Source organism: Novosphingobium sp. SG754 (assembly GCF_013149315.1).
Lineage (GTDB): Bacteria > Pseudomonadota > Alphaproteobacteria > Sphingomonadales > Sphingomonadaceae > Novosphingobium > Novosphingobium capsulatum.
This window is the reverse complement of sequence record NZ_JABGCC010000001.1, coordinates 199,152-223,920: the sequence shown is the minus strand read 5'-3', so window position 1 is coordinate 223,920 and position 24,769 is coordinate 199,152. Positions and strand designations below refer to the sequence as shown.

17 protein-coding genes are annotated in these 24,769 nt (G+C 67.3%); 1 reads left to right on the top strand and 16 read right to left on the bottom strand.

What is annotated here, in order from left to right:
* The first annotated feature begins 1 nt into the window (after position 1).
* Positions 2-2,443, top strand: coding sequence for a hypothetical protein (locus tag FHW97_RS01055; protein ID WP_253941510.1), 2,442 nt, complete (start codon positions 2-4; stop codon positions 2,441-2,443).
* A 127-nt stretch (positions 2,444-2,570) separates the two neighbouring features.
* Here the strand turns inward: FHW97_RS01055 and mmsB are convergent, their stop codons facing one another.
* From mmsB to FHW97_RS00975, 16 genes are all read right to left on the bottom strand, one after another.
* Positions 2,571-3,461: a 3-hydroxyisobutyrate dehydrogenase gene (gene mmsB, locus FHW97_RS01050; RefSeq protein WP_370525311.1), complete on the bottom strand. Its 891-nt coding sequence runs from the start codon at positions 3,459-3,461 to the stop codon at positions 2,571-2,573.
* A gap of 13 nt (positions 3,462-3,474) precedes the next feature.
* Positions 3,475-4,257, bottom strand: a complete 783-nt coding sequence (locus tag FHW97_RS01045; protein ID WP_054130802.1) for an enoyl-CoA hydratase-related protein — start codon at positions 4,255-4,257, stop codon at positions 3,475-3,477.
* On the bottom strand, positions 4,254-5,321 hold the full coding sequence (locus FHW97_RS01040; RefSeq protein ID WP_054130803.1) for an enoyl-CoA hydratase/isomerase family protein: 1,068 nt from the start codon (positions 5,319-5,321) through the stop codon (positions 4,254-4,256). Before FHW97_RS01040 ends, FHW97_RS01045 begins: the two co-directional genes overlap by 4 nt.
* On the bottom strand, positions 5,318-6,460 hold the full coding sequence (locus FHW97_RS01035; RefSeq protein WP_054130804.1) for an acyl-CoA dehydrogenase family protein: 1,143 nt from the start codon (positions 6,458-6,460) through the stop codon (positions 5,318-5,320). Before FHW97_RS01035 ends, FHW97_RS01040 begins: the two co-directional genes overlap by 4 nt.
* 182 nt (positions 6,461-6,642) lie before the next feature.
* Positions 6,643-7,935, bottom strand: coding sequence for a sugar MFS transporter (locus tag FHW97_RS01030; protein WP_022674925.1), 1,293 nt, complete (start codon positions 7,933-7,935; stop codon positions 6,643-6,645).
* A 24-nt stretch (positions 7,936-7,959) separates the two neighbouring features.
* Entirely contained in the window at positions 7,960-10,389 is a 2,430-nt protein-coding gene (locus FHW97_RS01025; RefSeq protein WP_171797761.1) for a glycoside hydrolase family 3 protein, read from the bottom strand.
* A 92-nt stretch (positions 10,390-10,481) separates the two neighbouring features.
* Positions 10,482-11,702: an MFS transporter gene (locus FHW97_RS01020; RefSeq protein WP_370525298.1), complete on the bottom strand. Its 1,221-nt coding sequence runs from the start codon at positions 11,700-11,702 to the stop codon at positions 10,482-10,484.
* Positions 11,695-12,750, bottom strand: a complete 1,056-nt coding sequence (locus tag FHW97_RS01015) for a LacI family DNA-binding transcriptional regulator (RefSeq protein WP_171797760.1) — start codon at positions 12,748-12,750, stop codon at positions 11,695-11,697. The genes FHW97_RS01020 and FHW97_RS01015 overlap by 8 nt, the downstream gene beginning before the upstream one ends.
* A gap of 14 nt (positions 12,751-12,764) precedes the next feature.
* Positions 12,765-13,700 carry a family 16 glycosylhydrolase gene (locus tag FHW97_RS01010; protein WP_171797759.1) on the bottom strand — a complete coding sequence of 312 codons (936 nt, stop codon included), beginning with the start codon at positions 13,698-13,700 and terminating at the stop codon, positions 12,765-12,767.
* Positions 13,697-15,196: a tryptophan halogenase family protein gene (locus FHW97_RS01005; protein WP_171797758.1), complete on the bottom strand. Its 1,500-nt coding sequence runs from the start codon at positions 15,194-15,196 to the stop codon at positions 13,697-13,699. Before FHW97_RS01005 ends, FHW97_RS01010 begins: the two co-directional genes overlap by 4 nt.
* Positions 15,193-16,236, bottom strand: coding sequence for a cupin-like domain-containing protein (locus FHW97_RS01000; RefSeq protein ID WP_370525299.1), 1,044 nt, complete (start codon positions 16,234-16,236; stop codon positions 15,193-15,195). Before FHW97_RS01000 ends, FHW97_RS01005 begins: the two co-directional genes overlap by 4 nt.
* Positions 16,229-16,939 (bottom strand): SapC family protein, encoded by a 711-nt coding sequence (locus FHW97_RS00995; RefSeq protein ID WP_370525300.1) that lies wholly within the window; start codon positions 16,937-16,939, stop codon positions 16,229-16,231. Before FHW97_RS00995 ends, FHW97_RS01000 begins: the two co-directional genes overlap by 8 nt.
* Before the next feature lie 142 nt (positions 16,940-17,081).
* On the bottom strand, positions 17,082-20,090 hold the full coding sequence (locus FHW97_RS00990; protein ID WP_253941509.1) for a TonB-dependent receptor: 3,009 nt from the start codon (positions 20,088-20,090) through the stop codon (positions 17,082-17,084).
* Positions 20,091-20,293: 203 nt separating this feature from the next.
* Entirely contained in the window at positions 20,294-21,286 is a 993-nt protein-coding gene (locus FHW97_RS00985) for a diguanylate cyclase (protein WP_253941508.1), read from the bottom strand.
* Positions 21,287-21,306: 20 nt separating this feature from the next.
* Positions 21,307-24,327 (bottom strand): hybrid sensor histidine kinase/response regulator, encoded by a 3,021-nt coding sequence (locus FHW97_RS00980; protein WP_253941507.1) that lies wholly within the window; start codon positions 24,325-24,327, stop codon positions 21,307-21,309.
* Positions 24,324-24,731 carry a hypothetical protein gene (locus FHW97_RS00975; RefSeq protein ID WP_171797755.1) on the bottom strand — a complete coding sequence of 136 codons (408 nt, stop codon included), beginning with the start codon at positions 24,729-24,731 and terminating at the stop codon, positions 24,324-24,326. The genes FHW97_RS00980 and FHW97_RS00975 overlap by 4 nt, the downstream gene beginning before the upstream one ends.
* Positions 24,732-24,769 lie beyond the last annotated feature (38 nt).

Sequence of the window (24,769 nt, the reverse complement as noted above, 5' to 3'; positions counted from 1 at the left end):
GATGATGTTTGCCAGATCCTTTGCACCGGGCCTTTCTCGTTTCCGCACTGCCGCTTCGGCACTGGCACTGGCCGGTTTGGCCGCTGCAGTGCCGATGAACGGCGCCAGGGCCGCCGATTCCCGCTTTGAGCTGATCGGGCCGGATATCAAGGTGATGGTCACCCGCAACGGCCAGGACCTGCCGATCAGCAGCGTGCCCAGCCTGGCCGAAGGCGATACCCTGCGTATTTCGGCCGCGCTGCCCGGTGACCAGGGCGCGCACCTGATGGTGGTTTCGGCGTTCCTGCGCGGCGCCACCAACCCGCCGCCACGCGAATGGATCGGCGTGGCGCGCACGTGGAAGGACAAGGCGAACGAGCATTCGCTGAACCTGACCGTGCCCAAGGGCGCGCGCCAGATGGTGGTGCTGATCGTGCCGGAAACCACCGGTGCGCAGGGCACGCTGGTGGATGCCGTGCGCGGCAAGCCGGGTGAGTTCGTGCGCGCCAGCCAGGATCTCAACCAGGCCTCGCTCGATCATGCGCGCCTGATCGCCTTCATCAACGCGATCAACGGCGACAATGCCACCCACCCCGAAGACCTTCAGCGCATGGCGCCGACACTGGCGCGCAGCCTGTCGATCAAGCTGAACGAGGAATGCCTGACCAAGGTGGTCGACCAGCAGGCCTCGTGCCTGGTGGAAGATCGCGATACCCTGGTGCTCAGCGACATCCACACCAATTCGCTGACCGACACGTTGACCGGCGCGCCGACCACGCTGGCGCTCTCGCTCAGCACCACACAGCAGGGCGGTGCTGGCCTCTACAGCCCCTATATCGGCGTGGTGCGCGATCTGGCCAAGCTGTTCGGCGCGTTCAGCAACCCGCAGTTCAACTATCTGCCGACGCTGTCCGAACTCAAGGGTGAGACCGCCTCGCTCAAGCTCAACAGCGCGCCCTCGTTCAACAAGCCCAAGTCGGTGATGGTCATGGCCATGCCGGCGATCGGGGCAGACAGCCCGCCGCAGTTGCGCAATCCCACCAAGGGGCCGATCTGCGCGCCGGGCAATGCCCTGGTCCTGCCGGTGGAAGGAGCACCGCTGGTCTTTGCCACCGGCTTTGCCCACGACATGGCGGTGAAAGTGACCGCCACCGACGGATCGACGCGCGAATATCCCCTGGCCCCGCGGGCAGACCTTGGCGGCTATGCCGTGGTCGCCGATAGCCTGCCGCCGGGCGCCACGCTGACCATGCACATGCACGGCCGCTGGGGCTTCGACACGTTCGACGGGCCCGATTATGTGGTGCAACGCCCCGATGGCGGGGCCTGGTCGCGCGCTGCCAACGCCACCGGGCCGCTGGTGGCCGGGCGCGACAACGAAGTGATCCTGGAAGGCGCGGCACCGGGCTGCGTCGATGATGTCAGCCTGCGCATCGGCAACAGCGCCACCGGCCGCAGCGTGACCTATCGCGCGATCGATGCCACGCATCTGGCTGTGACCGTGCCCTTGGCCGAGGGTGAAACCGGCGAAGTGCGCCTGGACATTCACCAGCAGAGCCTGGGCACGCCCGCCAATGTCACGCTGCGCGCGCGGGCGGAAAGCAGCCGGATCGATTCGGTCGATATCCGCGCGGGCGATAGCGAGGCGATGATCACCGGCCAGCGCCTGGAACAGGTTGTGGCGCTGACCCTGGGCGATGTTGAGTTCCGCCCCGATGGCCTGGTGCGCGACGGGCGGATCGACCGCCTGCATCTGGCGACGAGCGGCAACACCCGCGCCGGTGACGCCGGCACGGCGGCCAAGGCACAGATCAAGCTCGATGATGGCCGCACCCAGACCGTGTCGATCAAGATCGGCCCGGCACGGCCGCGCATCGACCTGATCAGCCGCACGGTCAACGCAGCGCCGGTTCCGCCCGGCACGCGGCCCCTGCGCTTTGCCTCTGACGACCTGCTGCCCGAAGACGCCGAACTGGTTTTCTCGGTGCGCGCTGGCGCCAATACCGTGCTGGGCAGCGGAGATGCGATCGAGGTGGCCCCGGCCGGCAGCCAGAGCGGGTTGCGCCTGACCACGGCCAAGGGCCTGATGGCCACCGACCCCACGGTGCTGGTCGCCACGATGCGCGCCAGCGATCTGCCGGCGGCCAGCTTTGGCCCGCTGCGCTATCGCCTGGTCAAGGCCGATGGTCAGCTCGGTGCATGGCAGCCGCTTGCCACGCTGGCGCGCCTGCCGCGCATCACCGGCTTTGCCTGCGACAGTGGCGGCTCGCTGCCCTGCACGCTGACCGGGCGCAACCTGTTCCTGCTTGATGCCGTGGGCGCCGATGGCGATTTCACCCGCGCGGCAACAGTGCAGCCCGGCTTTACCGGATCGAGCCTGAAAGTGCCCCGCCCGGCCGATGGCGCCCTGCATCTGCGCCTGCGCGATGCACCCCAGGCCAAGGTGACCTTGCCGGCGGGTTGATTGCTTTGCACCACCCCCACCCCCCTCCTCTGAAGAGGAGGGGGCTTTCAAATCAGTGCCTTACCTCCCCCTCCTCTTCAGAGGAGGGGGCCGGGGGGTGGTGGAGGCCAAGCTCCCCGCTCAGAGGTCAAAGCGTCTTGATGATCGCCGAAAAATCGCGGTCGGCATGGCCATCGGCGGCAAAGGCGGCATAGAGCTTTTCCGCCAGGTGCCCCATCGGCACCGGCGCGCCGGCTTCCTGCGCTGCGCCCATCGCCAGGCGCAGGTCCTTGAGCATCAGCGCCGTGGCAAAGCCGCCCTGGTAGTCATTGTCCGCCGGGGTCTGCGGCCCAACGCCCGGCACCGGGCAATAGCTGGTCATCGACCACGACTGGCCCGAAGCCTTTGACGCGATATCGTAAAAGGTCTGCAGGTCCAGCCCCAGCCGCTCGGCGAGGCGGAAGCTTTCGCACGTCGCCACCATGGTCGCGCCCAGCAGCATGTTGTTGCAGATCTTGGCCGCCTGCCCCGCGCCGTCCGCCCCGGCATGGATCACCGCCTTGCCCATTGCCGCCAGGATCGGCTGCGCGGCGGCAAAGGCCTGGTCGGTGCCGCCGACCATGAAAGTCAGCGTGCCGCCCCGCGCCGCCGCGATGCCGCCCGAAACCGGCGCATCGACAATGGGATGGCCTGCCGCGCTGGCCACCTCGGCCAGGCGGCGCGCGGTGGCAACATCGATGGTGGAGCAATCGATCAGCAGCGCGCCGGCAGGCGCCGTGCCGATCACCTGGTTTTCGATCACGTCACCCACGATCGCCCCGTTGGGCAGCATCGTCACCACCACATCGGCGCCGGTCACGGCATCGGCCACGGTGGAACAGGGCGTGCAGCCCGCGTCCTGCGCGGCGGCCAGCGCGGGCGCCGAAAGATCGAACGCGCGCACGGCGTGCCCGGCCTTTGCCAGGTTGGCGGCCATGCCGCCGCCCATGTTGCCCAGGCCAATGAATGCAATTGCCGCCATGGCAGCCTCTCCCGTTATGGTTTCGTTAGGTTCAGCGGCCCTGCCAGTTGGCGGGGCGCTTTCCGACGAAGGCGGCCATGCCTTCGGCCTTGTCCTGCGTGGCGGTGAGCACCTGGAACATGCGGCGTTCAGCCAGGAGACCCTGGTCGAGCGTGGTTTCGAACGCCAGGTTGACCATTTCCTTGTTCATCATCGCCGCCAGCGGGGGCATGCCAGCAATCGCCTGCGCGGTCTTGAGCGCTTCGGTCATGAGATCGGCATGGGGCACCACGCGGCTGACCAGGCCGCCGCGTTCAGCCTCGGCCGCGTCCATCATGCGCCCGGTCAGGCACATGTCCATCGCCTTGGCCTTGCCCACGGCGCGGGCTAGGCGCTGCGAACCGCCCATGCCCGGCGCCACACCCAGCTTGATTTCCGGCTGGCCGAACTTGGCATTGTCGCTGGCGATGATGAAATCGGCCATCATTGCCAGTTCGCAACCGCCGCCCAAGGCAAAGCCGTTGACCGCCGCGATCCACGGCTTGCGGGTGGCCTTGACCAGCTTGCTTGTCCAGCCTTCGAAAAAGTCTTCGGCATAGAACGCCGCTGCCGGCTTGTCGGCCATTTCCTTGATATCGGCTCCGGCGGCAAAGGCCTTGTCGCCGCTGCCGGTCAGCACCGCGCAGCGCTGGGCCGGGTCGGCCTCGAACGCGGCGAAGGCAGCGATCAGATCGGCCAGGACCTGGCTGCTCAACGCATTAAGGGCCTGCGGGCGGTTGAGCGTGATCAGCGTGACCGGCCCCTGGGTTTCGACCAGGATCGTTTCAAAGCTCATAGCGGGGTCCATTCCTCTTGATGCGGCAGGGGCGCAAAGATCGCGTCGAGTTCGGCGGGCGCCACGTCAGCGGCGCTGGCCGGGTTCCAGCGCGGGGCATTGTCCTTGTCAACGATCACCGCGCGCACGCCCTCGGCAAAATCGGGCCGCACGATCATGCGCCCGCCGATGCGGTATTCCATCGCCATGTTGGCGGCAAAATCGGGCAGCGCCAGGCTGGTGGCCAGCTGCCGCAGCGACACCGCGGAGGAAAACGGCGACCGCGTGGCGAGTGTGGCTAGCGTCGCCTGGGCGAAACTGCCGGGATCGCGGGCCAGCGAAGCCAGCGTTTCAGCCAGGCTGTCATGGATGAAATGGCGCGCGATATCGTCGGCATGGGCCGCAATCGGCGCCGGCCCGGGCGTGGCCGACAGCGCATCGAGCGCAGCCCCGACGCTCTCGCCAGCCGCGATCTGCGCCTTGGCCTTGGCCAGCGCGCTGTCATCCAGATAGTGCGTGGCAAGCCCGGCCCACAGGCATTCCGCGCCATCGAGCCGCGCCCCGGTCAGCGCCAGGTATTGGCCCAGCCGCCCTTGCAGGCGCGAAAGATACCAGCCGCCGCCTACGTCGGGAAACAGGCCGATCCCGGTTTCGGGCATGGCCAGCCGCGTCTTGGCCGTGGCCACGCGCCAGCGCGCCGGCTGCGAGATGCCCACGCCCCCGCCCATGGTAATGCCATCCATGAAAGCCACCACCGGCTTGGCATAGGTGAACAGCAGATGGTTGAGACGGTATTCGTGAAAGAAGAAATCGCGCCCAGCCGCGCCGCCATCTTCCAGCGCAGAGCCGCGCAGCAGGGCAATGTCACCCCCGGCACAGAACCCGCGCGACAGCTTGGGATCGCCATCGGGGGCCGCGGCGTGATCGATGATCACGGCGGTGATCGCCGGATCATCCTGCCAGGCGAGCAAGGCATCGGTCATCGCCTTGACCATCGGCAGGGTCAGCGCATGGATGGCGCGCGGGCGGTTGAGCGAAAGAATGCCGGCCGCGCCATCGCGGCGCACGATCACATCAGGGGTCATTGCAGCAGATCCCGGCCGACGATCAGGCGCATGACTTCGTTGGTTCCTTCCAGGATGCGGTGCACGCGCAGGTCGCGCCAGAACCGCTCGATCGGATAATCGCGCAGATAGCCATAGCCGCCAAACAGTTGCAGCGCGCGATCGACCACGGCCGAGCCGGTATCGGAGGCAAAGCGCTTGGCCATGGCGGAAAAGCGCGTCTTGTCGGGCGCGCCGGCGGTGACCTTGGCAGCAGCCAGATAGAGCAGTGCGCGCGCGGCTTCCAGTTCGGTGGCCATGTCGGCCAGCACGAACTGGGTATTCTGGAATTCGGCCACGGCGCGGCCGAACTGGCGGCGTTCCTTCACATAGGCGATGGCTTCATCCAGGCAGCGCTGCGCCCCGCCCAGCGAGCAGGCGCCGATGTTGAGCCGCCCGCCGTCGAGCCCGGCCATGGCGATGCGGAAGCCTTCGCCCTCGGCGCCCAAACGGTTGGTGACCGGCACGCGCACGTTTTCCAGGATCACTTGCGCGGTGGGCGAGGCATTCCAGCCCAGCTTGCGTTCCGGCGCGCCGAACGAGAGGCCCGGCGTGTCCTTTTCCACCAGCACGCAGGAAATGCCGCGCGGGCCATCCTCGCCGGTGCGCACCATGATCAGGTAGATATCGTTCACCCCGCCGCCGGAAATGAACTGCTTCGTTCCATTGATCACATAGTCATCGCCATCGCGCCGCGCCGTGGTGGCGAGCGCTGCGGCATCGGACCCGGAGCCAGGCTCGGTCAGGCAATAGGAGCCCAACTTGTCCATCGCCAAGAGGCCAGGCAGGTGCTGGGCCTTGAGCGCGTCTGGCCCATAGCTGTCGAGCATCCAGGCGGCCATGTTGTGGATCGACAGGAACGCGGCCGTGGTGGGGCAGCCATAGGACATCGCCTCGAACACCAAGGCCGCTTCGAGGCGGCCGAGGCCCACCCCGCCGCCGGCTTCGGACACATAGATGCCGCCCAGGCCCAGTTCGCCAGTGGCGCGGATCACCTCGCGCGGGAAAATATGCTCTTCATCCCAGCGCGCGGCATGGGGGGTAATCTCATCGGCGGTGAACCGGCGTGTCATGTCCTGGATGGCAAGCTGGTCTTCGGTCAGGGCAAAAGCCTGAGACATCAAGGGCGCTCCTGCTCCCGCATCTAAACGCGGTGTTTCTGTTTGGCGGGCACCATGGCCCAGCGCCGGTAGCGGCACAAATGCCTTTTTGGTCGCATCGGTTGTGCAAAAAAAGGGGCACGACCTGATGGTCGCGCCCCTTGGCAGTGCATGCAACTGGCAGGTTTATCAGGCAGGCGTGATTACGCCACCGGGCGCCGCGCGTACCAGCCATAGCTGGCGATCACGGCATAGCAGACCGCCGGAATGACCAGGGCCAGCGCCAGGCTGTGCGTCACGTCGGCAACGCCGCCGGTCAGCAGCGGCAGCACCGCGCCGCCAAAGATCGCCACGTTGATAATGCCCGAACCATCGGCCGCGCGCGATCCCAGCTTTTCGCAGGCGAGGCTGAAGATCGTGGGGAACATGATCGAGTTCATCAGGCCGATGGCGAGCAGGCTGTAGCCCGAAAGCAGGCCATTGGTGTGGGTAGACAGCGCTATCAACGCGATGGCAAGGATAGCGTTGCAGGCGAGCGCCTTGCCCGGCGAAACCTTGCGCAGCACGGCAGAGCCGATGAAGCGGCCGATCATCGCCCCGCCCCAGTAGACGCTGATCAGCTTGCCGGCGGCAGCTTCTTCCAGGCCCATGACATGCGCCTGGCGCAGATAGTTGACGATCAGCGAGCCGATCGAGACTTCGGCACCGACATAGAGGAAGATGCACAGCGCGCCAAAGCCGAAGCGCGGACGCTTGAGCAGGTCGAGCCCGGCAAGGCCGGCGCTTTCGGCATGCTTTTCGGCAGGCAGGCGGTTGCGGAACGACCACACCACGGCGGCGACCACGGCAAGGGCGACGGCCAGGCCGATGTAGCCCTTCACGATCGCGCCGCTTTCCGCCGTGCGATAGGCATCGAGCGCCGGGCCGGTGAGATCGGCGGCCGAAACCTTGGCCAGGCTGCCCAGGATCAGCGCGGCGCCGAACCAGGGAAACAGCGTGGTGCCCAGCGAGTTGAAGCCTTGCGCAAAGGTCAGACGGCTGGACGCGGTGCGTGCGGGGCCAAGCAGCGAAATCAGCGGGTTGGCCACGACCTGGACCACCACCACGCCGCTCGCCAGCACGAACAGCGCCAGCAGGAACACGCCATAGGTGGCGCTTTGCGAGGCGGGGATGAACAGCAGGCAGCCGGCCATCATCGTCAAGAGGCCGACCACCGCGCCGCGCATATAGCCGATGCGCTTGACCAGGCGGGCACCGGGAATGCCGATCACGGCATAAGCGGTAAAGAAGCAGAACTGCACCAGCATGGCCTGGGTGTAGTTCAGCGTGAAAAGCTCCTTGAGCTTGGGAATGATCACGTCGTTGAGCGACGTGATCCCGCCGAAGATGAAGAACAGCCCGATGACGAAGACCTGCAGCTGCGGGGCATCGATATGGGCGGCTCCGTCGGGGCCATCGGGATGGGTGCCCGCAGCAAGATCGGGGGCAAGGGCCATTGTGATTTCTCTCCTAACGCTGCGTTATCCTTGGGTCGGACAGGCAGCGACGCTTCCAGTTGCCTCGACGCGCGCATTGCGGAGCGTCACGACAAATCCCTGCGGCGCCGTGATGCGAAGCGGCGTTCCAACCTTCTTGAGATCGGCCCCGGCCTGAGCAAAACAGCGCAACGGAATTCGTGTCTGGGTGACGGCCCCCTGCGGCGCAAGACGCAGGAGCGATGCCACATCCAGGCTGCCCGTGCCAACGGAAACCTTGATCGGCCCGGCCGGCAGCGCATCGATTCGCCAATCAAGCCGAACTTCAAAGCCTTCGTCGGCCTGGCGGGTGAGATCGACCGGCGGACCGTCGATCACCAGGGCACCGGGTGCGGCCCAGGTGAACTGGCGCGCGTCTTCCTGCGCCGTCAGATCAATCGAGCGCGAGGTCACAGCATTGTCGAGGCCGAGGTGCCAGGGCGATGGCGCCTGCCCGCGGTTGAACCACAGGTTGTCGCTGGCCGCGGCCGAAAGATCGACGCGCGGATCTTCGTTCACCCGGCCCAGCGGCGCGGGATGGGCATAGGTCAGACCAAAGCCTGCCGGAAACAGCGGCTTGGTCACCGGCGAACGGGCATCGGCGGGCCAGGGAAACGGCAGCGTGCCGGCAAAATCGCGCACCGGCCTGCCATCGCGCCCGGCGACCAGCACATCGGCCACGCCGGCGCCCTGGGTGCCCGGCAGCCAGGCCGCGACAAACGCGTCAGAGGCATTGATCAGCGGCCCGGCAAACAGCGGGCGGCCCGAGAGGAACACCGAAACCACCGGAATGCCCTGCGCCTTGAGCCGGGCGATCAGGGCATCCTCGCCATTGCGCGGCCGGAACGCGAGGTTGGCCACGTCCCCCTGGAATTCGGCATAAGGGCTCTCGCCATAGACGACCACGGCCACATCGGGCTTTTGCGCAAACTGGCCATCGGGCGCCAGCGTGGCCTGGCCACCGGCCTGCCCCAGCGCATCGACCAGGGCGCGGCCGATGGTCTGCCCGTGGGGGAAATCGGCCGCAGTGGTATCGGTGCCCTGCCAGGTGATGGTCCAGCCGCCCGCTTGCATCGCCATGCTGTCTGCCCCCGGCCCTGCCACCAGAACCCGCGCGCCGGGCTTGAGCGGCAGCAGCCCCCCATTGTTTTTGAGCAGCACCAAAGACTTGGCCACTGCCTCGCGCGCGATGGCAAGATGCGCGGGGGCGCCCAGCCCGGCGGCATCGCCCCGCGCCACCGGCGCCGGGCCCATCAGGCCGAGCTTGAACTTGACGCGCAGGATGCGGCGCACGGCATCATCGATGCGCGCCTGCGAAATCGTGCCCTGCTGGGCCTGGGCCAGGGTGCTGTCGAACAGGCCCTTCCAGCTGTCGGGCGCCATCGCCATGTCCAGCCCGGCGTTGAAGCTGGCCGCGCAGGCCGTCACGGTGCAGCCTTCGACCTGGCCATGGCCGTTCCAATCGCCGACCACGAACCCGCCAAAGCCCATGCGTCCCTTGAGCACGCCGGTCAGCAGCGAGCGATTGCCATGGTTCTTCACCCCGTTCCAGCTGGAAAAGCTGGCCATGACGGTGAGCGCGCCGGCATCGATCGCGGCGGGATAGCCCTGGGCATGGGTGGCCACCAGCTGCGCCTCGGTAATGCGTGCGTCGCCCTGGTCCTTGCCCTCGAACGTGCCGCCATCGGCCAGGAAGTGCTTGGCCGTGGCCGCCACGTGGGTGGCATCGATCGCCTGCCCGGCGCGCAGCGGGCCCTGCAGGCCCAGCACCATCGCCCGCGCATAGGCCGCGACGAGCGCGGGATCGGCAGCATAGCCTTCATAGCTGCGGCCCCAGCGCAGATCCTGCGGCACGGCGAGCGTGGGGGCAAACGTCCATTCGATGCCGGTGGCGGCGATTTCGGCTGCGGTGGCGGCGCCGATCTTCTGCACCAGGGCAGGATCGTGCATCGCGCCAAGCCCGATGTTGTGAGGAAAGATCGTGGCGCCGGGCAGGTTGCTGTGCCCATGGACGGCATCGACGCCGAAGATGATCGGGATGGCCGCCCCGGACTTGGCCGACGCGGCGCGATATTCGCCCACCAGGCGCGCCCAGTCTGCCCCGCCCGCACGCTCGTTGCCGTAAGGCCCGCTGTTGCCGCCGGCGAGGATCGAGCCGAGCGGATAGCGCTGCAGATCGGCCGGGGTGATCGCGCTGATATCGGCCTGGATCATCTGGCCAACCTTTTGCGCCAGCGTCATCCGCGCCATGAGCGCGGTGATCTGCGCCTCTGTCGCCGGATCGGTGATCGCGGCCGGGCTGTGCGCGGCGGGCCATTGCGCGGGATGGGCCGTGGCGCGGTCGGCCTGGGCCGCGCCCGGGCCATCGGCAGCCAGCACCGGCTGGGTCAGGGCCATCAGGCCGGATGCGGCCAGCAACAGGCGGCGCAGGGTCATGTCTCAATCCTCTCGGGCAGATTATTTGTGAACGTTCTCAATTTCGGTTTCTGACACGGCAGGCCGGCCAGATCAACTGCTTGTGTGGTGCGTCAGGCCTGGCGGATGGACAGCAACAAAAGTGCCGCCAGCCCAGCGCAAGCCGCCAGGACCAGGAACAGCGCGCCAAAGCCGAGCGTGGGCACCAGGCCCACCGCCAGCCACGGCACGATCAGCGAGGGAAACGTGTTGGTCAGGTTGAACAGCCCAAGATCGCGTCCGCGCCGATCCGGCCGGGGCAGTACGCGCAGCGTCTGCCCCGCATGGAGCGCGAGGAACACGGCCATGGCCAGGGCGAACAGGGCATAGCCGGCCAGCGCCACTGCCTTGCCCGGCGCCAGCGCCATGATCACCAGCCCCACTGCGACCAGGCCCGCCAGCGCGGCAAGGGGGCGCCAGGGACGGGCGCGGCGATCGGCCCAATGCCCGACCACCAGCGCCAGTGGCACCGACAGCGCCAGCAGCAGGCCATAGATGCGCGCCATGGTGGCCGCATGCATGGTGGGATCGATCGTTAGGAACCAATAGGCAATGAAAGCAAACAGCGTGGCTTCGGCCAGTTGCACCAGCAGCCGCGCCAGCCACATGCGCCGCACCGGCAGCGCGCGCGGCGCCGCGCCAGGATCGGGCAGCGGCGCCGGTTCCGGCAGCGGGGTGAGCCGTGGGCTGATCAGCAGCAGCGGCAGGATGGACAGCGCAACGATCACCGCCAGCACGCTCACGCGGGTGGCAAACCCCACGCCCGGCCCGGAATGGAGGCCGGGCAGGGTGACCAGCGCGCCCATCGTGCCCGACCAGGCCGGGGCAAAGGCCAGCAGGCCACCGAGCACGCCCTTGTGACGATCGGGCACGCAATCGCCCGCCCAGGCGGCCAGCGGACCCAGCACCATGTTGAGCGCCGCCTGCCACGCCACCACGACCATGATCAGCGCCGGCAGTGTGGTGGCCAGCGGCATGGCGAGCAGCAACGCGCACGACAGCACCAACCCGGCCGCCACCCAGCCCCGGCGATTGGCGGTGTGATCGCTGGCCCAGCCCCAGGCGATATTGGTGAGGCTGGCCGAGACCGCACCGATGAACGTCAGCGTGGCGAGCCACGGCACGGCCGCTGGCCCGGCCAACTCTGCCACACGCAGCGGCAGCAGCAGCGTGAGCAACGGGCCATAGCCGGCCACCGCCCCGGCCCAGGCCAGGGCATAACACAGCAGGAACGGCCAATCGCCGTGGCCCGGGCCGGGGTGGTGGCCGGCCACCGGGATAGCCGCCTCAGCCACGCGGCGCCACCGCCACGGATTCGCGCATCACCAGGCCCGCCGGCACGACCACCGGGCCATCGGGCACCGTGCCATCGCGCTGCGCGGCGATGATCAGATCGACCGCGCGCGCCACGGTCTCCGCCACCGGTTGATCCACCGCGCTCAATGCCGGGCGGGCAAAGCGCACCACCGGGGTATTGTCGAAGCTGATCAGCGAGAGGTCATCGGGCACGGTCAGGCCCAGCGCATGGGCGACATCGAGGCTGGCCAGCGCGGTCTGATCGTTGCTAGCGATGATCGCGGTGGGCGCCTGCGCCTGGCCCAGCAGGTCGCGGGCCGCCTGCGCGCCCATGGCAAAGCTGAAATCGCTTTGCGCCAAAAGGCCCTGCGTGGGCAGGCCGGCCTCGGCCATCGCCGCGCGCCAGCCTTCCACGCGCCACTGGCTGAGGCTGTATTCCGCGTCGCCAGCGATGAAGCCGATACGGCGATGGCCCAGATCGATCAGCGCCTGCGTGGCCTTTCGTGCCGAACCTTCGTCATCCATGATCAGCGGAATACCCCCGCCCTGCCCCAGCGAACCGATGCGCGCAAACGGGATGCCCTGGCGCGTCAGCACGCCCACGATCAGCGGATTGTCGGAATGGGGCGGGGTCAGGACCACGCCATCGGGCTGCAACGCGGCGATCGCGGCCAGCAGTTCGCGCTCGACATGGTCGTTGTGGGTATCGACCAGTTCGAAGATCATGCGATAGCCGTGTTCGGCACACTTGAGCATGCCGCCCAGCAGCATCTGGTCCACCCAGTCGCTGCCCTGGCGTGCGCGCCAATCGGCGATGGTGCGCGTGCGATCGTTGAGCGCCAGGATCAGGTACGAGCGCGAGCCACTCATCCGCTGCGCCGCGATCGAAGGGACATAGCCCAAGCGGGCAATCGCCTCGCGCACGCGCTCCTGCATTTCGGGGCGCACGTTGGGCTCGTTGTTGATCACCCGGCTGACGGTCTGCAGCGAGACCCCGGCATCGGCGGCGACATGCTTGATCGTCACGGTCTGACGGCGGCGCGCCATCCTGCTGCTATCCTTTACTGCGCGGCGGCGGGAGCAGCCGCAGCGGTATCGCTTTGCCAGACATGAACCCAATCCACCATCATCGTGCGCGGAAAGCCGCTGCTGTCCACCCCGCCGCCGTTGCGGCTTTCGGGCAGGCCGCCGCCAATGGCAAGGTTGAGCACGAGGTAGAACGGCTGATCGAACGGCGCCAGGGGATCGGCGCTGCCGGTGGTGGACCATTCGCCGGCATGGCGCGTTTCATAGGGCACGCCGTCGATGCTCCAGGTGATGGCGCCGGGCGCCCAATCCACGGCATAGACATGATAGCCATCGACCGGGGCGGGAATCGGGGTTTCCGATCCGACATGGCGATTGGCCGGGGGCACGCCGCCGAAATGGATCGTGCCCAGGGCATGGTCTTCGCGCCCCGCGGTGCAACCCGCGCACGGCACGCCAAGGTTGACGGTTTCCAGAATGTCGATCTCGCCCGAGGCGGCCCAGTGGCCATAGCGATCGTGGGCCGGCAGCATCCAGATTGCCGGCCAGCTGCCCTGCCCGCCAGGCAGCTTGGCGCGGACTTCCACTCGGCCATAGCGCCACGCCGCCTTGCCCTTGGTGCTGAGCCGGGCCGAGGTGAACGGCTTTTCAGCCCGCGCCGCCGCCTTTTCCGCGCTGTCGCGCAAGTCTTGCGGATAGGTGGGGCCGCGCCAGGCCTGCTTGCGCGCAGTGATCACCAGCTGGCCGTGGGCGACATTGGCATTGGTGGCGCGCGGCGTGTAGCACTGCCGTTCCTGGTTGCCGCCGCCCCAGCAATCATCGGCCAGCGTCCAGCGCGTGGGATCGATGCCGGTGCCGTTAAACTCGTCAGCCCAGACCAGGTGCCAGCCGGGCCCCGGTGGCGATGGCGCGACGTTTGACGGCGTGGTGGCGGCAGCACCGGCGGCCAGCAGGACAAGCGCCAGGCTCATGCCGCAGCCCCGGTGCGCGCCCCGCAATAGTGATCGACATAGGCCGCGTGCCCGGGCAGGCCCCGCACGGTATCGGCCACTTCGCGGCGGAGGCCGGCGAGCAGCCGTTCCAGTTCATCATCGCGCAGCTTGGCCGCGACGGGATGATAGGCGACCGGCATGATCCCCTGCCCCATCATCACCTGCACCCAGCTGTTTTCGGCGAACAGTTCCTCGTTCTTGCGGAACACGCGGCCGGTGCGGGCGAACAGGTCCTTCCGATGCGACAGGCTTTCGGGCACCTCCATCCCCGCGCAGTGGCGCCAGAACGGGCTGTCGCGCCGCTCGGTGGCCTTGTAGTGCAGGATCAGGAAATCGCGGATCTGGACCATGTCGGCCCACTGCTGTTCGTTGAATTCCGCGATATCGGCCGGATCGGGCCGCGTGCCCACCGGCAGCAGCCGCAACAGGCGCAGCACGGCGCGCTGGATCAGGTGGATCGAGGTGGATTCGAGCGGCTCCATGAACCCGCCCGACAGGCCCACCGCCACGCAGTTCTTCACCCACTGCCGGCGCCGTGCCCCGGTGGTGAAGCGGATGCGGTTGGGCTCGGTCAGGACCTGCCCTTCCACGCTCGACAGCAGGCGGTCGAGCGCCTGGTCTTCATCGAGATAGCGGCTGCACCAGACGATGCCGTTGCCCTGGCGATGCTGCAACGGGATGCGCCATTGCCAGCCGGCATCGTGGGCAATCGCGCGGGTATAGGGCACGGGCGGGCGCACGCTGGCGGTTTGCAAGGCAATGGCGCGGTCGCATGGCAGCCAATGCGTCCAATCGTCAAAGCCGGCGTGCAGCGCGCCTTCGATCAGCAGCGCGCGGAAACCGGTGCAATCGACGAAGAGATCGCCTTCCACGCGGCGATCACCGTCCAGGTGCAGCGCAGCGATTTCCCCGCTGTCGCCGTCCAGTTCGACGCGGGCGATGCGTCCCTCGATCCGGGTGGCGCCGTCGCCCTCGGCCAGGCGGCGCAGGAACGCGGCATAGCGCCCGGAATCGAGCTGATAGGCATAGTTCATCCGCCCATCGGGCAGATGGGCAAAGCGGCCGGCCTGTGCCGCCATCAGTTCCAGGCAATAGTCGCCATAGGGCGCTGCATGCCCGCGCGAGAGCCCGTGCAGCCAGAAATGCTGGAACCCGGCGCTCCAGTGATCGCGCCCGGTGCCGCCAAACGAATGGAAATAGCTTTCACCCGGCGCCTTCCAGTTTTCGAACGCGATGCCCAGCTTGAACGTGGCCGAGGTGGCACGCATGAAATCGGCCTCGGCAATATTGAGCAGGCGATTGTAGGCGACCAGCGGCGGAATGGTGCTTTCGCCCACGCCCACCGTGCCAATTGCCTCGCTTTCCACCAAGTTGACAGTGGCAACCGGGCCCAGCGTGCGCGCCAGCGCGGCGGCGGTCATCCATCCGGCGGTGCCGCCACCGGCCACGACGATACGCAAGGGTCTATCGGTCATCGGCTGAGACTCCTGAGCAGGAAGGCACGGATGCGCCCGGCGGCAGCGGCATCGAGCGGGGCGAGAATGCCCTGCCCGGCGGGCGGCAGATGGGCCCGCGCGGCCTCTCCACCGGAAAAGGCATAGTGATCGAACAGGGTGTGCCACTGCGCGCGCTCTGCCGCCGGCAGATCGCGGATGGCCAGGATCGCATGGATCAGCGCATCCTGCGGCTGGCCCAGCCAGCGCGGCGTATCGCGCCACCAATAGTTGACCAGCACGTTGAACGGCGCCAGCGCATCGACCGCGTGATACCAGCCGCTGGGGATGAACAGCGCGTCGCCCGGCGCCAGATCGGCCACCTGGGCATGGGCCAGCGCGGTGGCATAGCCGGGATGGCGCAGCAGATCGGGCGCATCGGGATCGACCATGCTGACGGCGCGGCCGGCCGGGGTGTTGTCCAACGGGCCGAGGTAAAGATTGGCGAACTGGTCGGGCGGAAACAGCGTGAAGCGCCGCTGCCCCACGGCGCAGACCGCCAGGTTGTGGGGAAAATCGTTGTGCGCGGCGACGCGGCTGGCGGTGCCGATCCACACGCTGGCCAGCGCATCCTGCGCCGCCGGCAGCCCTGCCCCCAGCGGCATCGGATTGGCCTCGTCCAATCCTTCGAACCAGCCGGGAATATCGATCGATCCCATGTAGATCGCGCGCCCGTCTGCCGCCTGCTCGGCCGCGGCAAAGCGCGCCCAGATGGCATCGAGCGGTTCCTGCACGGTCTGGAAATTGACCTGCATCGCCTGGTCATAGAACAGGCGCCCGCCGGCTTGCGGCGGGGCCAGCGACACGGTGAAGGCGCGTGGCCGGGCGTGGCTGGCAAGGTGGGCGCGTGCCGCCGTGGCGCTATCGCGCCCGGCCTGTACCAGCGGCCAATGCGCCGCCAGGCCGCGCACCACGCAGGGCGTCGTGGCGGCGGCCAGCACGGCATCGAGAGCGCCGCCGTGATCGGCCAGCGCCACCTCTGCCACGCGCACCTCTATCCCGCAGGGAAGCTCTTCAGGCACGGCCACGGCGCGCCATCAGATCGGCAAAGCGGCCAAGCGCGGCCACGGCCATGTAGATCGGCAGCAGATAGCCCTGGGCATTGAGTTCGCCCAGCGCCGCGCCGTCGAGCGCAGCCAAGCGATCTTCGGCAATGATGTGATAGCCCACCAGGCTGCGGGTAGAGCCTTCGGCCAGGGGCACATCGAGCGTGAAGGGTTCGAGCAGGCCATGGTGTTCGAGCGCGGCGAGAAACGCCGGCGTGGCGCGCCAGCCAGCATCGAGCGCGCCCAGTTGCTCTGCCTTGGCGGCGAGATAGGGCGTTGGGGCGCCGGCATCATCGAACAGGCGCTGCCCACCGGGCGCTCCGACGCGGGCATGGGCAAGATCGATATGCACCTGGGGCACTTCATCGGCATCGCGGGTGCGGCCGATCAGGAACGGCTGCACCGCATGGGCCAGAGGCACGTAGGCTGCGTCCCAGCGATCGCCGGCCAGGAACAGGTTCTCGCCCTGGTCAAAGCCGAACAGGGCCAGCGCGGCAAACTGGCCGGTCTGCCCATCACGGCGAAAGACGATGGGATAGTGCGCGGCCACCGCACGGAATTCCGAAGGGACGACCAGGCATCCCATTACCCCGTCGCCCCATTGCGCCCCGGCGGTGGTGCCCACGGCAAGATCGCGATGGCTGGCATTGTCGAGCAGGGCGTGGCTGCTGCTGGTCACGGTGCGGGCGTCCTCTCTCTTGTGGCTCTTCCAATCCTGCCCCCTTGTTCCATCGCCCACTGCCACAGGCAAGCGCGTTGAAAAGAGGGCCATCCGGCCGGGCTGACGGGCAGTGTCGCCCGGCCGGATGGGGAGGGCCGCGTCAGAAGTTGACGCGGAAACCGGCCGAATAGCGGGCATAGCCGCTGGAGGCGAAGGACACGTTGTTGTCAGACCGCAGGTGCCCGCGACGGCCCTGGTTGGTCAGGTTGATGGCATCGGCAAAGACGGTGAAGCCCTTGCGGAATTCCCAGCTGGCGCTGGCATCGACCTGGCCATAGGGCTCGACATAATAGGGGTTGGGCCCCGTGCCCGAGAGGAACTGCGCGCGCCAGTTGTAGGCAACGCGCGCCTGCAGCCCGTGCTTGTCATAGAACAGCACCGCGTTGGCGCTGTCGGACAGGCCGGTCAGCGCGAACTGCGTGACGCTCGACGGCTTGGTGTTGTCGTAGGTCGCATCGCCGCGCACGATCGTATAGTTCAGGATTGCACCGAAACCGGTGTTCCAGAACGAGTGCTGGATGGCAAATTCCCAGCCATATAGCGTGGCGGTCTGCGAGGAATTAACCGGCGTGGCGATCTGGAAATTGACCGCCGCATCCTGAGGCGTGCCAAAGATGTTGCCCGTCAGGTTGCCGGTGGCATCGGTGCCGGTGATCTGCGAGCTTTCAGGGTAATGGGTGAAGATGTAATTGCGGATCGCCGCCGTGCTGGCATCAGCGCCCAGCGCGGAAATCGCCGCCTGATAGCGCGGGCCATTGGCCGGGTTGGTCAGGCCGAACGCCGGGCTGTCGACGCGGGCCGACGAGATGAAGTTCGACACGCCCTTGTGGAAGAAGCCCACCGAGACATAGCTCGTCGGCGCGTAATACCATTCGAGGCTGACATCGATGTTCTTCGACTTGTAGGGCATCAGGCCTGGATTGCCCTGGCTGCCGGTGCCACCGCCGATGCGGAAAAGCTGGTCCAGCGTGCGGCCACCCTGGAGGCTGGCATAATCGGCCCGCGTGATGGTGTGGCTATAGGACGCGCGGAACTTGACGTTGCGCGCGGGCTGCATGTCAAAGTCGAACGCGGGCAGGAAGTTGTCATAGCTGCCGGCAAAGGTGGTGAACGCGCTGTCACCGCCGTAGATCAGGCCAAATTCGTTGGCCGAGACCCACTGCGTACCGGTGGGCACCGGTACCAGCGCCGACGAGGTGACGCGGGTGTTTTCATAGCGCAGGCCAGCACGGAAATGCGCCTCGCGGCCGAGCAGGTCGAACTTGGTGTTCACCTGCACATAAGGCGCGATCGTGCGTTCCTTGATGCGGCGATCGACGGTGTAAGGCGCCAGGCAATTGCCGGTGCCGCCGCAGATCTGGTTCTTGCTATCGAGCAGGCTCACCATCTTCTCGAAGTTGAAGCTGTAGAACTGCTTGATGATGTTGGGATCGTTGGCGCCCGAAACGCCCTTGAACTTGTCCGGCACCGAAACCAGGCTGAACAGGTCATCAGGCGTCTGGCTGGCCGGCAGCGAGCCACCCCAGGTGTCGTGCTGGATATAGCCATAGGCCGAACGCACCTTGTTCTCGGTGTAGTCCGCGCCGAAATCGAGGCTGTCGATCACCCCGCTGTCGAACTTGAACTGGCCCGAAAGCCGCGCCTCGTTGATCTCGTCGCGGAAATAGGCGTTGCGGAAGGCATTGCCGGTGGGCGTGATATTGGCCGGATCGAGCGCGTCGATGCCCGGGTTCATGCCCACCGAGATCACCGGCAGATCGTGGGTAAAATCGATCTTCTGGTTGGCGATGCCGAACACCGCCGTCCCCACCGACACGCTGGTGCCATAGGGGTTGTTGGGCTTGGATTCAGCCGTCGAATGGTGCGCGTCCAGCTCCAGCGTCAGGCGGTCGATGCCATCCCACTTGAGGTTGCCGCCGATCGAGCGGTTGATCGAGCGGTTTTCGGTGAGCGCCGCGCTATACGACAGGTCCTTGCCTTCGTTGGCCCCGAAGTGTTCGGCATAGAACACCGGGCCGGCCACCGGGCCATCGGTCCACTGGCTGGAGACGTCGTTGAAGTTGAACCAGATGCCCACGCTGTTGGTGCGCGCGCGCACGGTGTTCTGGGAATAGGTATAGTCAAACGTTGCCGTCAGCGTATCGGTGGGGCGCAATTGCAGCACGAGCTGCCCGTTGATGCGCTCGCGATCGATGTCGGTAATGTCATAGCTGGCGTTCTGCGGCACCTGATAGACATCGTTGGGGCCGGGCCGGTTGACGATGTTGGCATAGCGCGGATCGCCCTGCTGCGGCAGCGAGCCCCAGTTGTTTTCCGATCCGAGATAGCCATCGCGCCAGCCGACATTGGCCTGGTTGTTGCTCGCCTTGCGCTTTTGCCACACGCCGGTGACCAGCACGCCCACTTTGCCGTCGGCAAAGGTGTCGCTGATGATGCCCGACACTTCAGGCGTGATCGGGCTGCCTTCGTTGCGCGAGGTATCGATCATGCCCTTGATCGCCAGGCTGCCGTGCAGGCCGGGCCGATCGAGCGGGCGCGGGGTCTTGATATTGATCGTCGAACCGATGCCGCCGGTGGGCAGCGTGGCCCGACCCGACTTGTAGACTTCGACCCCGGCAACGCCTTCGGACGCGAGGTTGGCGAAATCGAAGCTGCGCGTCGACGGCGCGCTGGCGCCATCGCCCAGGCTGGACGTGGGCATCTGCCGGCCGTTGAGCAGCACCAGATTGAATTCGGGGCCAAAGCCACGAACGGTAACGGTAGAGCCTTCGCCGTTGGAGCGGTCGATCGACACGCCGGTGATGCGCTGAAGCGATTCGGCCAGGTTGGTGTCGGGGAACTTGCCCATGTCTTCGGCCGAAATCGCATCGACCACGCCCTGGGCGCTGCGCTTGATATTGGCAGCGGCCGAAAGGCTGGCGCGGATGCCGGTGACGACGATGGCGTTGTCCGGCGCTTCGGCAGCGGCTTGCGGAGTGGTGGCCGGCTGGCCGGCCGATGCCGCGCTGGCGGCGTCCTGCGCCAAGGCCGGATTGGCTGCCAGGCCCACGGCCATGACCGAAGCCCCCAGTACCAGGCGCGCGCGCAACGAATGGCAACGTGTGCTCATCAGATCCCTCTCCCCGTTTTCACCCGGCGCTTTGCGTCCGGCTTGTGAACGTTCTCAACTGTGGTGACGCATGCGCGTGAACGTTCACTTTGTCAAGCGTCCGGCGTTGCCAGCCGTGACAAAGGGCAATGAAACGAGATCAGCCTGCCGGGAAAGCAGCTGGCAAGCGCAGCCTGGACAGTGCGCCGCCCGCGCCGCGGCGATCAGCCTGTGGCGCGAAGGCCAAGTTGCGCCGTTGGATAGGCCGCGCGATCGTTGCCCGCGGGTTGGCCATGCCCGGGCAGGCCATGTTCGAACACGGTCGCGGTGATGCGGTTGCGGCCCTCGCTCTTGCTGCGATAGAGCTGGGCGTCTGCCACATCGATCCACTCCTGCGGCCTGGCCCCGGCGACGCTGCGCGCGCTGGCGATGCCGATGCTGACGGTGACGAACGCATCCACGCCCGATCGCGCGTGCGGGATACCCAACTGGCGGATCTGGCGCCCGATCTCGGCCGCAACGGATTGGGCCATGGCCACATCGGCGCCGGGCAGCACGCAGACGAACTCTTCCCCGCCATAGCGGGCCGAAAGATCGGTCGCACGGCGCACCGCGCGGGTGAGCGCGGCGGCGACCATGGCGATGCAACGGTCGCCGGCCGGGTGGCCATAGGCATCGTTGAACTGCTTGAAGAAATCGATATCGAGCATGACCACCGACAACCATTCCTGCTGCCGCGCCAGCCGCGCCGTCTCCCCCTCCAGCGTGCGCTCCAGGTGCCGGCGATTGGACAGCCCGGTGAGCGCATCGGTCACCGCCATCTGCGCCAGTTGATCGCGCAGGCGCTTGAGTTCGACGTGGTTGGCCACCCGCGCGCGCAGGATCGGCGGCTGCACCGGCTTGGTCACATAGTCGATCGCGCCCAGCGACAGACCGCGCATCTCGTCCTCGCTGTCACCCAGGCCAGTGGTGAAGATCACCGGCACATCGGTCAGCGTGGCATCCTGCTTGAGCGCGGCACACACGGCAAAGCCGTCCATGCCCGGCATCAGCACATCGAGCAGGATGAGATCGGGCTGCGCGGTGCGCGCCAGATCGAGCGCCTCTTGCCCCGACAGGGCAAAGCACACGTCGTATTCGTCTTCGAGCACGGCATTGATGATCTCGATATTGGCGATTTCATCATCGACGATCATCACCAGACCGCGCCGGGACAAGGGGGGAAGCGCCTGGCCCATTAGGCAACGGCCCCCTGTATCGGCGTGTCATCGGCAAGGCTGCCTTCTGCTTCGAGCAGGGCCAGGGCGCGGCCATAGTCGAGCCGTTCCAGCGCCTGGCGCACCGGATGGCCCTGGCGCGCCGGCTCGGGCAGGCCCAGCGCATCGGCATAGACCACAAAAGCCGCCCGCGCCGCCAGGCTGCGCCGCTGCACCAGATCGATCAGCCCGTCGCGCGCCTGGGCGAGGGCGGCGGCATCCACGCGCGGGCCATCAGCCGCCGCGATCGACGGGACATGGACCGGAAGCGGTGGCGCCAGGCTCCGCGCGGCCTCGATCGCCGGGGCCAGTTCGCGGGCCAGCAGGGCAATCTCGCGATCGAGGCCAAAGGTCTGTTCGGCGGCCAGCAAGCGCTCGATGCGCGCGGCCACTGCCTGGACCTGCGGCAGTTCGAGCGAACCGGCCACGCCCTTGAGCGAATGGGCCAGGCGCCGCGCCTCGGCCAGGCGGCCTTCGTCCACCAGGCTGGTCAGCGCACCGGGCGTGGCGGCATAGATATCGCCGAAATCGCCGATCAGCTTGAGCAGCAGCGTGCGCTTGCCATTGACCCGCGCCAGGGCCGCAGGAATGCCGAAGGGCGGCAGGTGATCGGGCAAGACCGCCTCGGGCGCGCTGGCCGCATCGTTGGGCACCGCATCGTTGGCGCCAGCATCGTTAGCCACAGGGCCAGTCCAGGCGGCATCGCCCCCCTGGCCCGCCCCTGCGCCGGCAGGCGCGGCGTCGGGCTGGCGCAGCCAGCGTTCCAGTGTGCGCACCAGCAGCGCGGGATCGACCGGCTTGGCGATGTGATCGTTCATGCCGGCGTCAAGACAGCGCTGGCGTTCTTCGTCATAGGCGTGCGCGGTCATCGCGATGATCGGCAAGACATCGGCTTTCCAGGTGCGGCGAATGCGCGCGGTGGCTTCGATCCCGTCCATCTCGGGCATCTGCACATCCATCAGCACAGCGGCATAGGCCCCGTTCTGCGCCGCCACCATGGCGCAGGCGATGCGGCCGTTTTCGGCGCAGTCCACCTCGAGCCCGGCATCGCCCAGCAATTCCATGGCGATTTCGCGGTTGATCTCGTTGTCTTCCGCCAAAAGCACGCGCAGGCCGCGCAGACGCTGTGGCAGGCGCGGTGCTTCGGCAACGGGGTCTGCCACAGTGGCCGGCGCAGGCGCGGCAGCAAGGCCCTTGGCGGGCGCGCGTTCAGCCCGTTCGGGGAACAGATCGCACAGCGTTTCGATCAGCGCGCGTGGTTGCAGCGGCTTGGTCAGGAACGCATCGACATCGGCGCGATCGACCGACCCCAGAAACTCGTCGGCGCCATAGGCCGTCACCAGCAGTGTTGCCGGCAGGCGCCCATGCGGCACGCGGGTGCGCATGGCCTTGACCGTGTCCATCCCGCTCAGGCCCGGCATCTTCCAGTCGAGCAGGACAAGATCGAACGGGCGCCCGGCGGCGGCGGCCGCATCGATCGCCGCCAGGGCTTCCTCGCCCGAGGCAACGAGATCGACCGCCATGTTCCAGCCGGCCATGAGTTCGTGCACGATCTGGCGCGAGGCGGCATTGTCATCGGCAGCGAGCACGCGCAGGCGCGCCAGGCCCGGCGGGGGCAGCAGCCCGGCGCGGGCCAGTGTGCCGGCATCGCCCATCACCACGCGGAAGGTAAACACGCTGCCCATGCCAGGCGTGCTTTCCACCGTGATGCCGCCGCCCATCTGCTCAACGATCTGGCGCGAGATGGCCAGGCCCAGCCCGGTCCCGCCAAAGCGCCGGGTCATCGAACTGTCGGCCTGGGTAAACGAGGTGAACAGCGCATCGCGCGCTTCGGCGGTCATGCCGATGCCGGTATCGCGCACGGTGCATTCCAGGGTGACGGTGCCCTCGCCCGTCGCCACCAGATCGACACCGACCATCACCACGCCCTTTTCGGTGAACTTGACCGCATTGCTGAGCAGGTTGAGCAAGACCTGGCCAAAGCGCAGTTCATCGCCCACCACCATCTGCGGCACGCGCGGGCCGACGGTAACGCGCAGCGCCACGCCCTTGGCCTCTGCATCGAGATTGAGCATCTGGGCCTGGTGCTCCACCGTGGCGCGCACATCGAACGGCCGCGCCTCGAGCGTGAGCTTGCCTGCCTCGTTCTTGGAATAATCGAGAATGTCGTTGATCAGGCGCAGCAGAGAGGCGCCGGCATCGGCAATCCGCGCGACATAGACCTGTTGCCGGGGATTGAGCGCGGTGCGCTGCGCCAGGTGGCAAAAGCCCAGGATGGCGTTCATCGGCGTGCGGATTTCGTGGCTCATGTTGGCCAGGAACATGCTCTTGGCGCGCGTGGCATCCTCGGCTTCGCGGGTGCGTTCTTCCAGCGCCAGGTTCTTGGCGCGGATTTCCTCGCCCATGGCGGTGATGCGCTGCACGGATTCGACCAGTCGGTCGCTGAGCCAGACCAGCACCGCAGTCTGGAACGCCACGATCACGGCGTGAAGCAGCACGCGGGCAATGTTGCCCTCCCCCGGAAAGACCGCATAGGGCAAGGCATAGAGCAGCACGAGGTGATGCAGCGCCGTGGCCGTGGCCGCCATCAGGATGGCGCCGCGGTCGCACCAGGCAATGGTCAGCGCCAGCATGGCAAAGAAGTACATGTGCATGTCCATCTGCCAGGCATGGCCCTGCATCAGGAACAGCAGCAGCGCCGGCTCTCCCACCAGCGCCACGGCGGAAAGATAGCGGGTGGAACGGGCAATGCCCTGGCGCCACCACATCAGGTGGTAGGCGAGCGCCAGAACGCCGCCGGCAACGCCCGCCCCGATCGGCGACTGGCCCGCCAGCCAGGCGACGACCGCCAGCAGCGGCACGTGCGCCCACAGCAGATAGACCAGGAAATGGCCGAAGCGGTGGCGCACGTCATCCAGTTCGGTGGCCGGTAGCGGCACGGCCGCAACCATGGGAGCGGATAACGCAGTGGGCACGAAACGCGGCGATGGGGGGATCGTCATAGGGCCGTTTCTTCCTTGGCAGCGCCGAGGCAGCCCGCCAGACGTGGCGAAGCGAACACGAACCAGGCCCCTTCTCGGCGCAGTGCGGCAGGAAAATCCACACGGGGGGACGTGGCGATAGCGATATTGGCAAAGCGGCCGGGTGCCACGAGCGCGCCTTGCGCGCCGGCGACCATGGCCAAAGTCTGCATCTGCGGGGTACCGGGTGGAGCAACGACCACCACCTGGTCACCCGGCTGGATCGGCGGAACGGAGGCCCAGGCCAGGCCAGCCACGCCGGCCAGCATCAGGGCGGCGGCGGGCCAGAGAGCAGCGAGCGTGCGCGCCGACGTAGCGCCGTGGCCCGATCCGGCCGCAGCGCGATGGCATGTCGCGTTGGCACTGCTGGTACGATCATCGACCATATCCGCCCTCCACACACAGGAGGTTACGGGCGGGCAAT

What these genes read in the sequence shown, in the direction of transcription:
- FHW97_RS01005 (WP_171797758.1), bottom strand. Translation starts at nt 15,196, where the DNA reads ATGACCGATAGACCCTTGCGTATCGTCGTGGCCGGTGGCGGCACCGCC.
- FHW97_RS01010 (WP_171797759.1), bottom strand. Translation starts at nt 13,700, where the DNA reads ATGAGCCTGGCGCTTGTCCTGCTGGCCGCCGGTGCTGCCGCCACCACG.
- FHW97_RS00980 (WP_253941507.1), bottom strand. Translation starts at nt 24,327, where the DNA reads ATGACGATCCCCCCATCGCCGCGTTTCGTGCCCACTGCGTTATCCGCT.
- FHW97_RS01015 (WP_171797760.1), bottom strand. Translation starts at nt 12,750, where the DNA reads ATGGCGCGCCGCCGTCAGACCGTGACGATCAAGCATGTCGCCGCCGAT.
- FHW97_RS01045 (WP_054130802.1), bottom strand. Translation starts at nt 4,257, where the DNA reads ATGAGCTTTGAAACGATCCTGGTCGAAACCCAGGGGCCGGTCACGCTG.
- FHW97_RS01055 (WP_253941510.1), top strand. Translation starts at nt 2, where the DNA reads ATGATGTTTGCCAGATCCTTTGCACCGGGCCTTTCTCGTTTCCGCACT.
- FHW97_RS01035 (WP_054130804.1), bottom strand. Translation starts at nt 6,460, where the DNA reads ATGTCTCAGGCTTTTGCCCTGACCGAAGACCAGCTTGCCATCCAGGAC.
- FHW97_RS01040 (WP_054130803.1), bottom strand. Translation starts at nt 5,321, where the DNA reads ATGACCCCTGATGTGATCGTGCGCCGCGATGGCGCGGCCGGCATTCTT.
- FHW97_RS00990 (WP_253941509.1), bottom strand. Translation starts at nt 20,090, where the DNA reads ATGAGCACACGTTGCCATTCGTTGCGCGCGCGCCTGGTACTGGGGGCT.
- FHW97_RS01025 (WP_171797761.1), bottom strand. Translation starts at nt 10,389, where the DNA reads ATGACCCTGCGCCGCCTGTTGCTGGCCGCATCCGGCCTGATGGCCCTG.
- FHW97_RS00975 (WP_171797755.1), bottom strand. Translation starts at nt 24,731, where the DNA reads ATGGTCGATGATCGTACCAGCAGTGCCAACGCGACATGCCATCGCGCT.
- FHW97_RS01030 (WP_022674925.1), bottom strand. Translation starts at nt 7,935, where the DNA reads ATGGCCCTTGCCCCCGATCTTGCTGCGGGCACCCATCCCGATGGCCCC.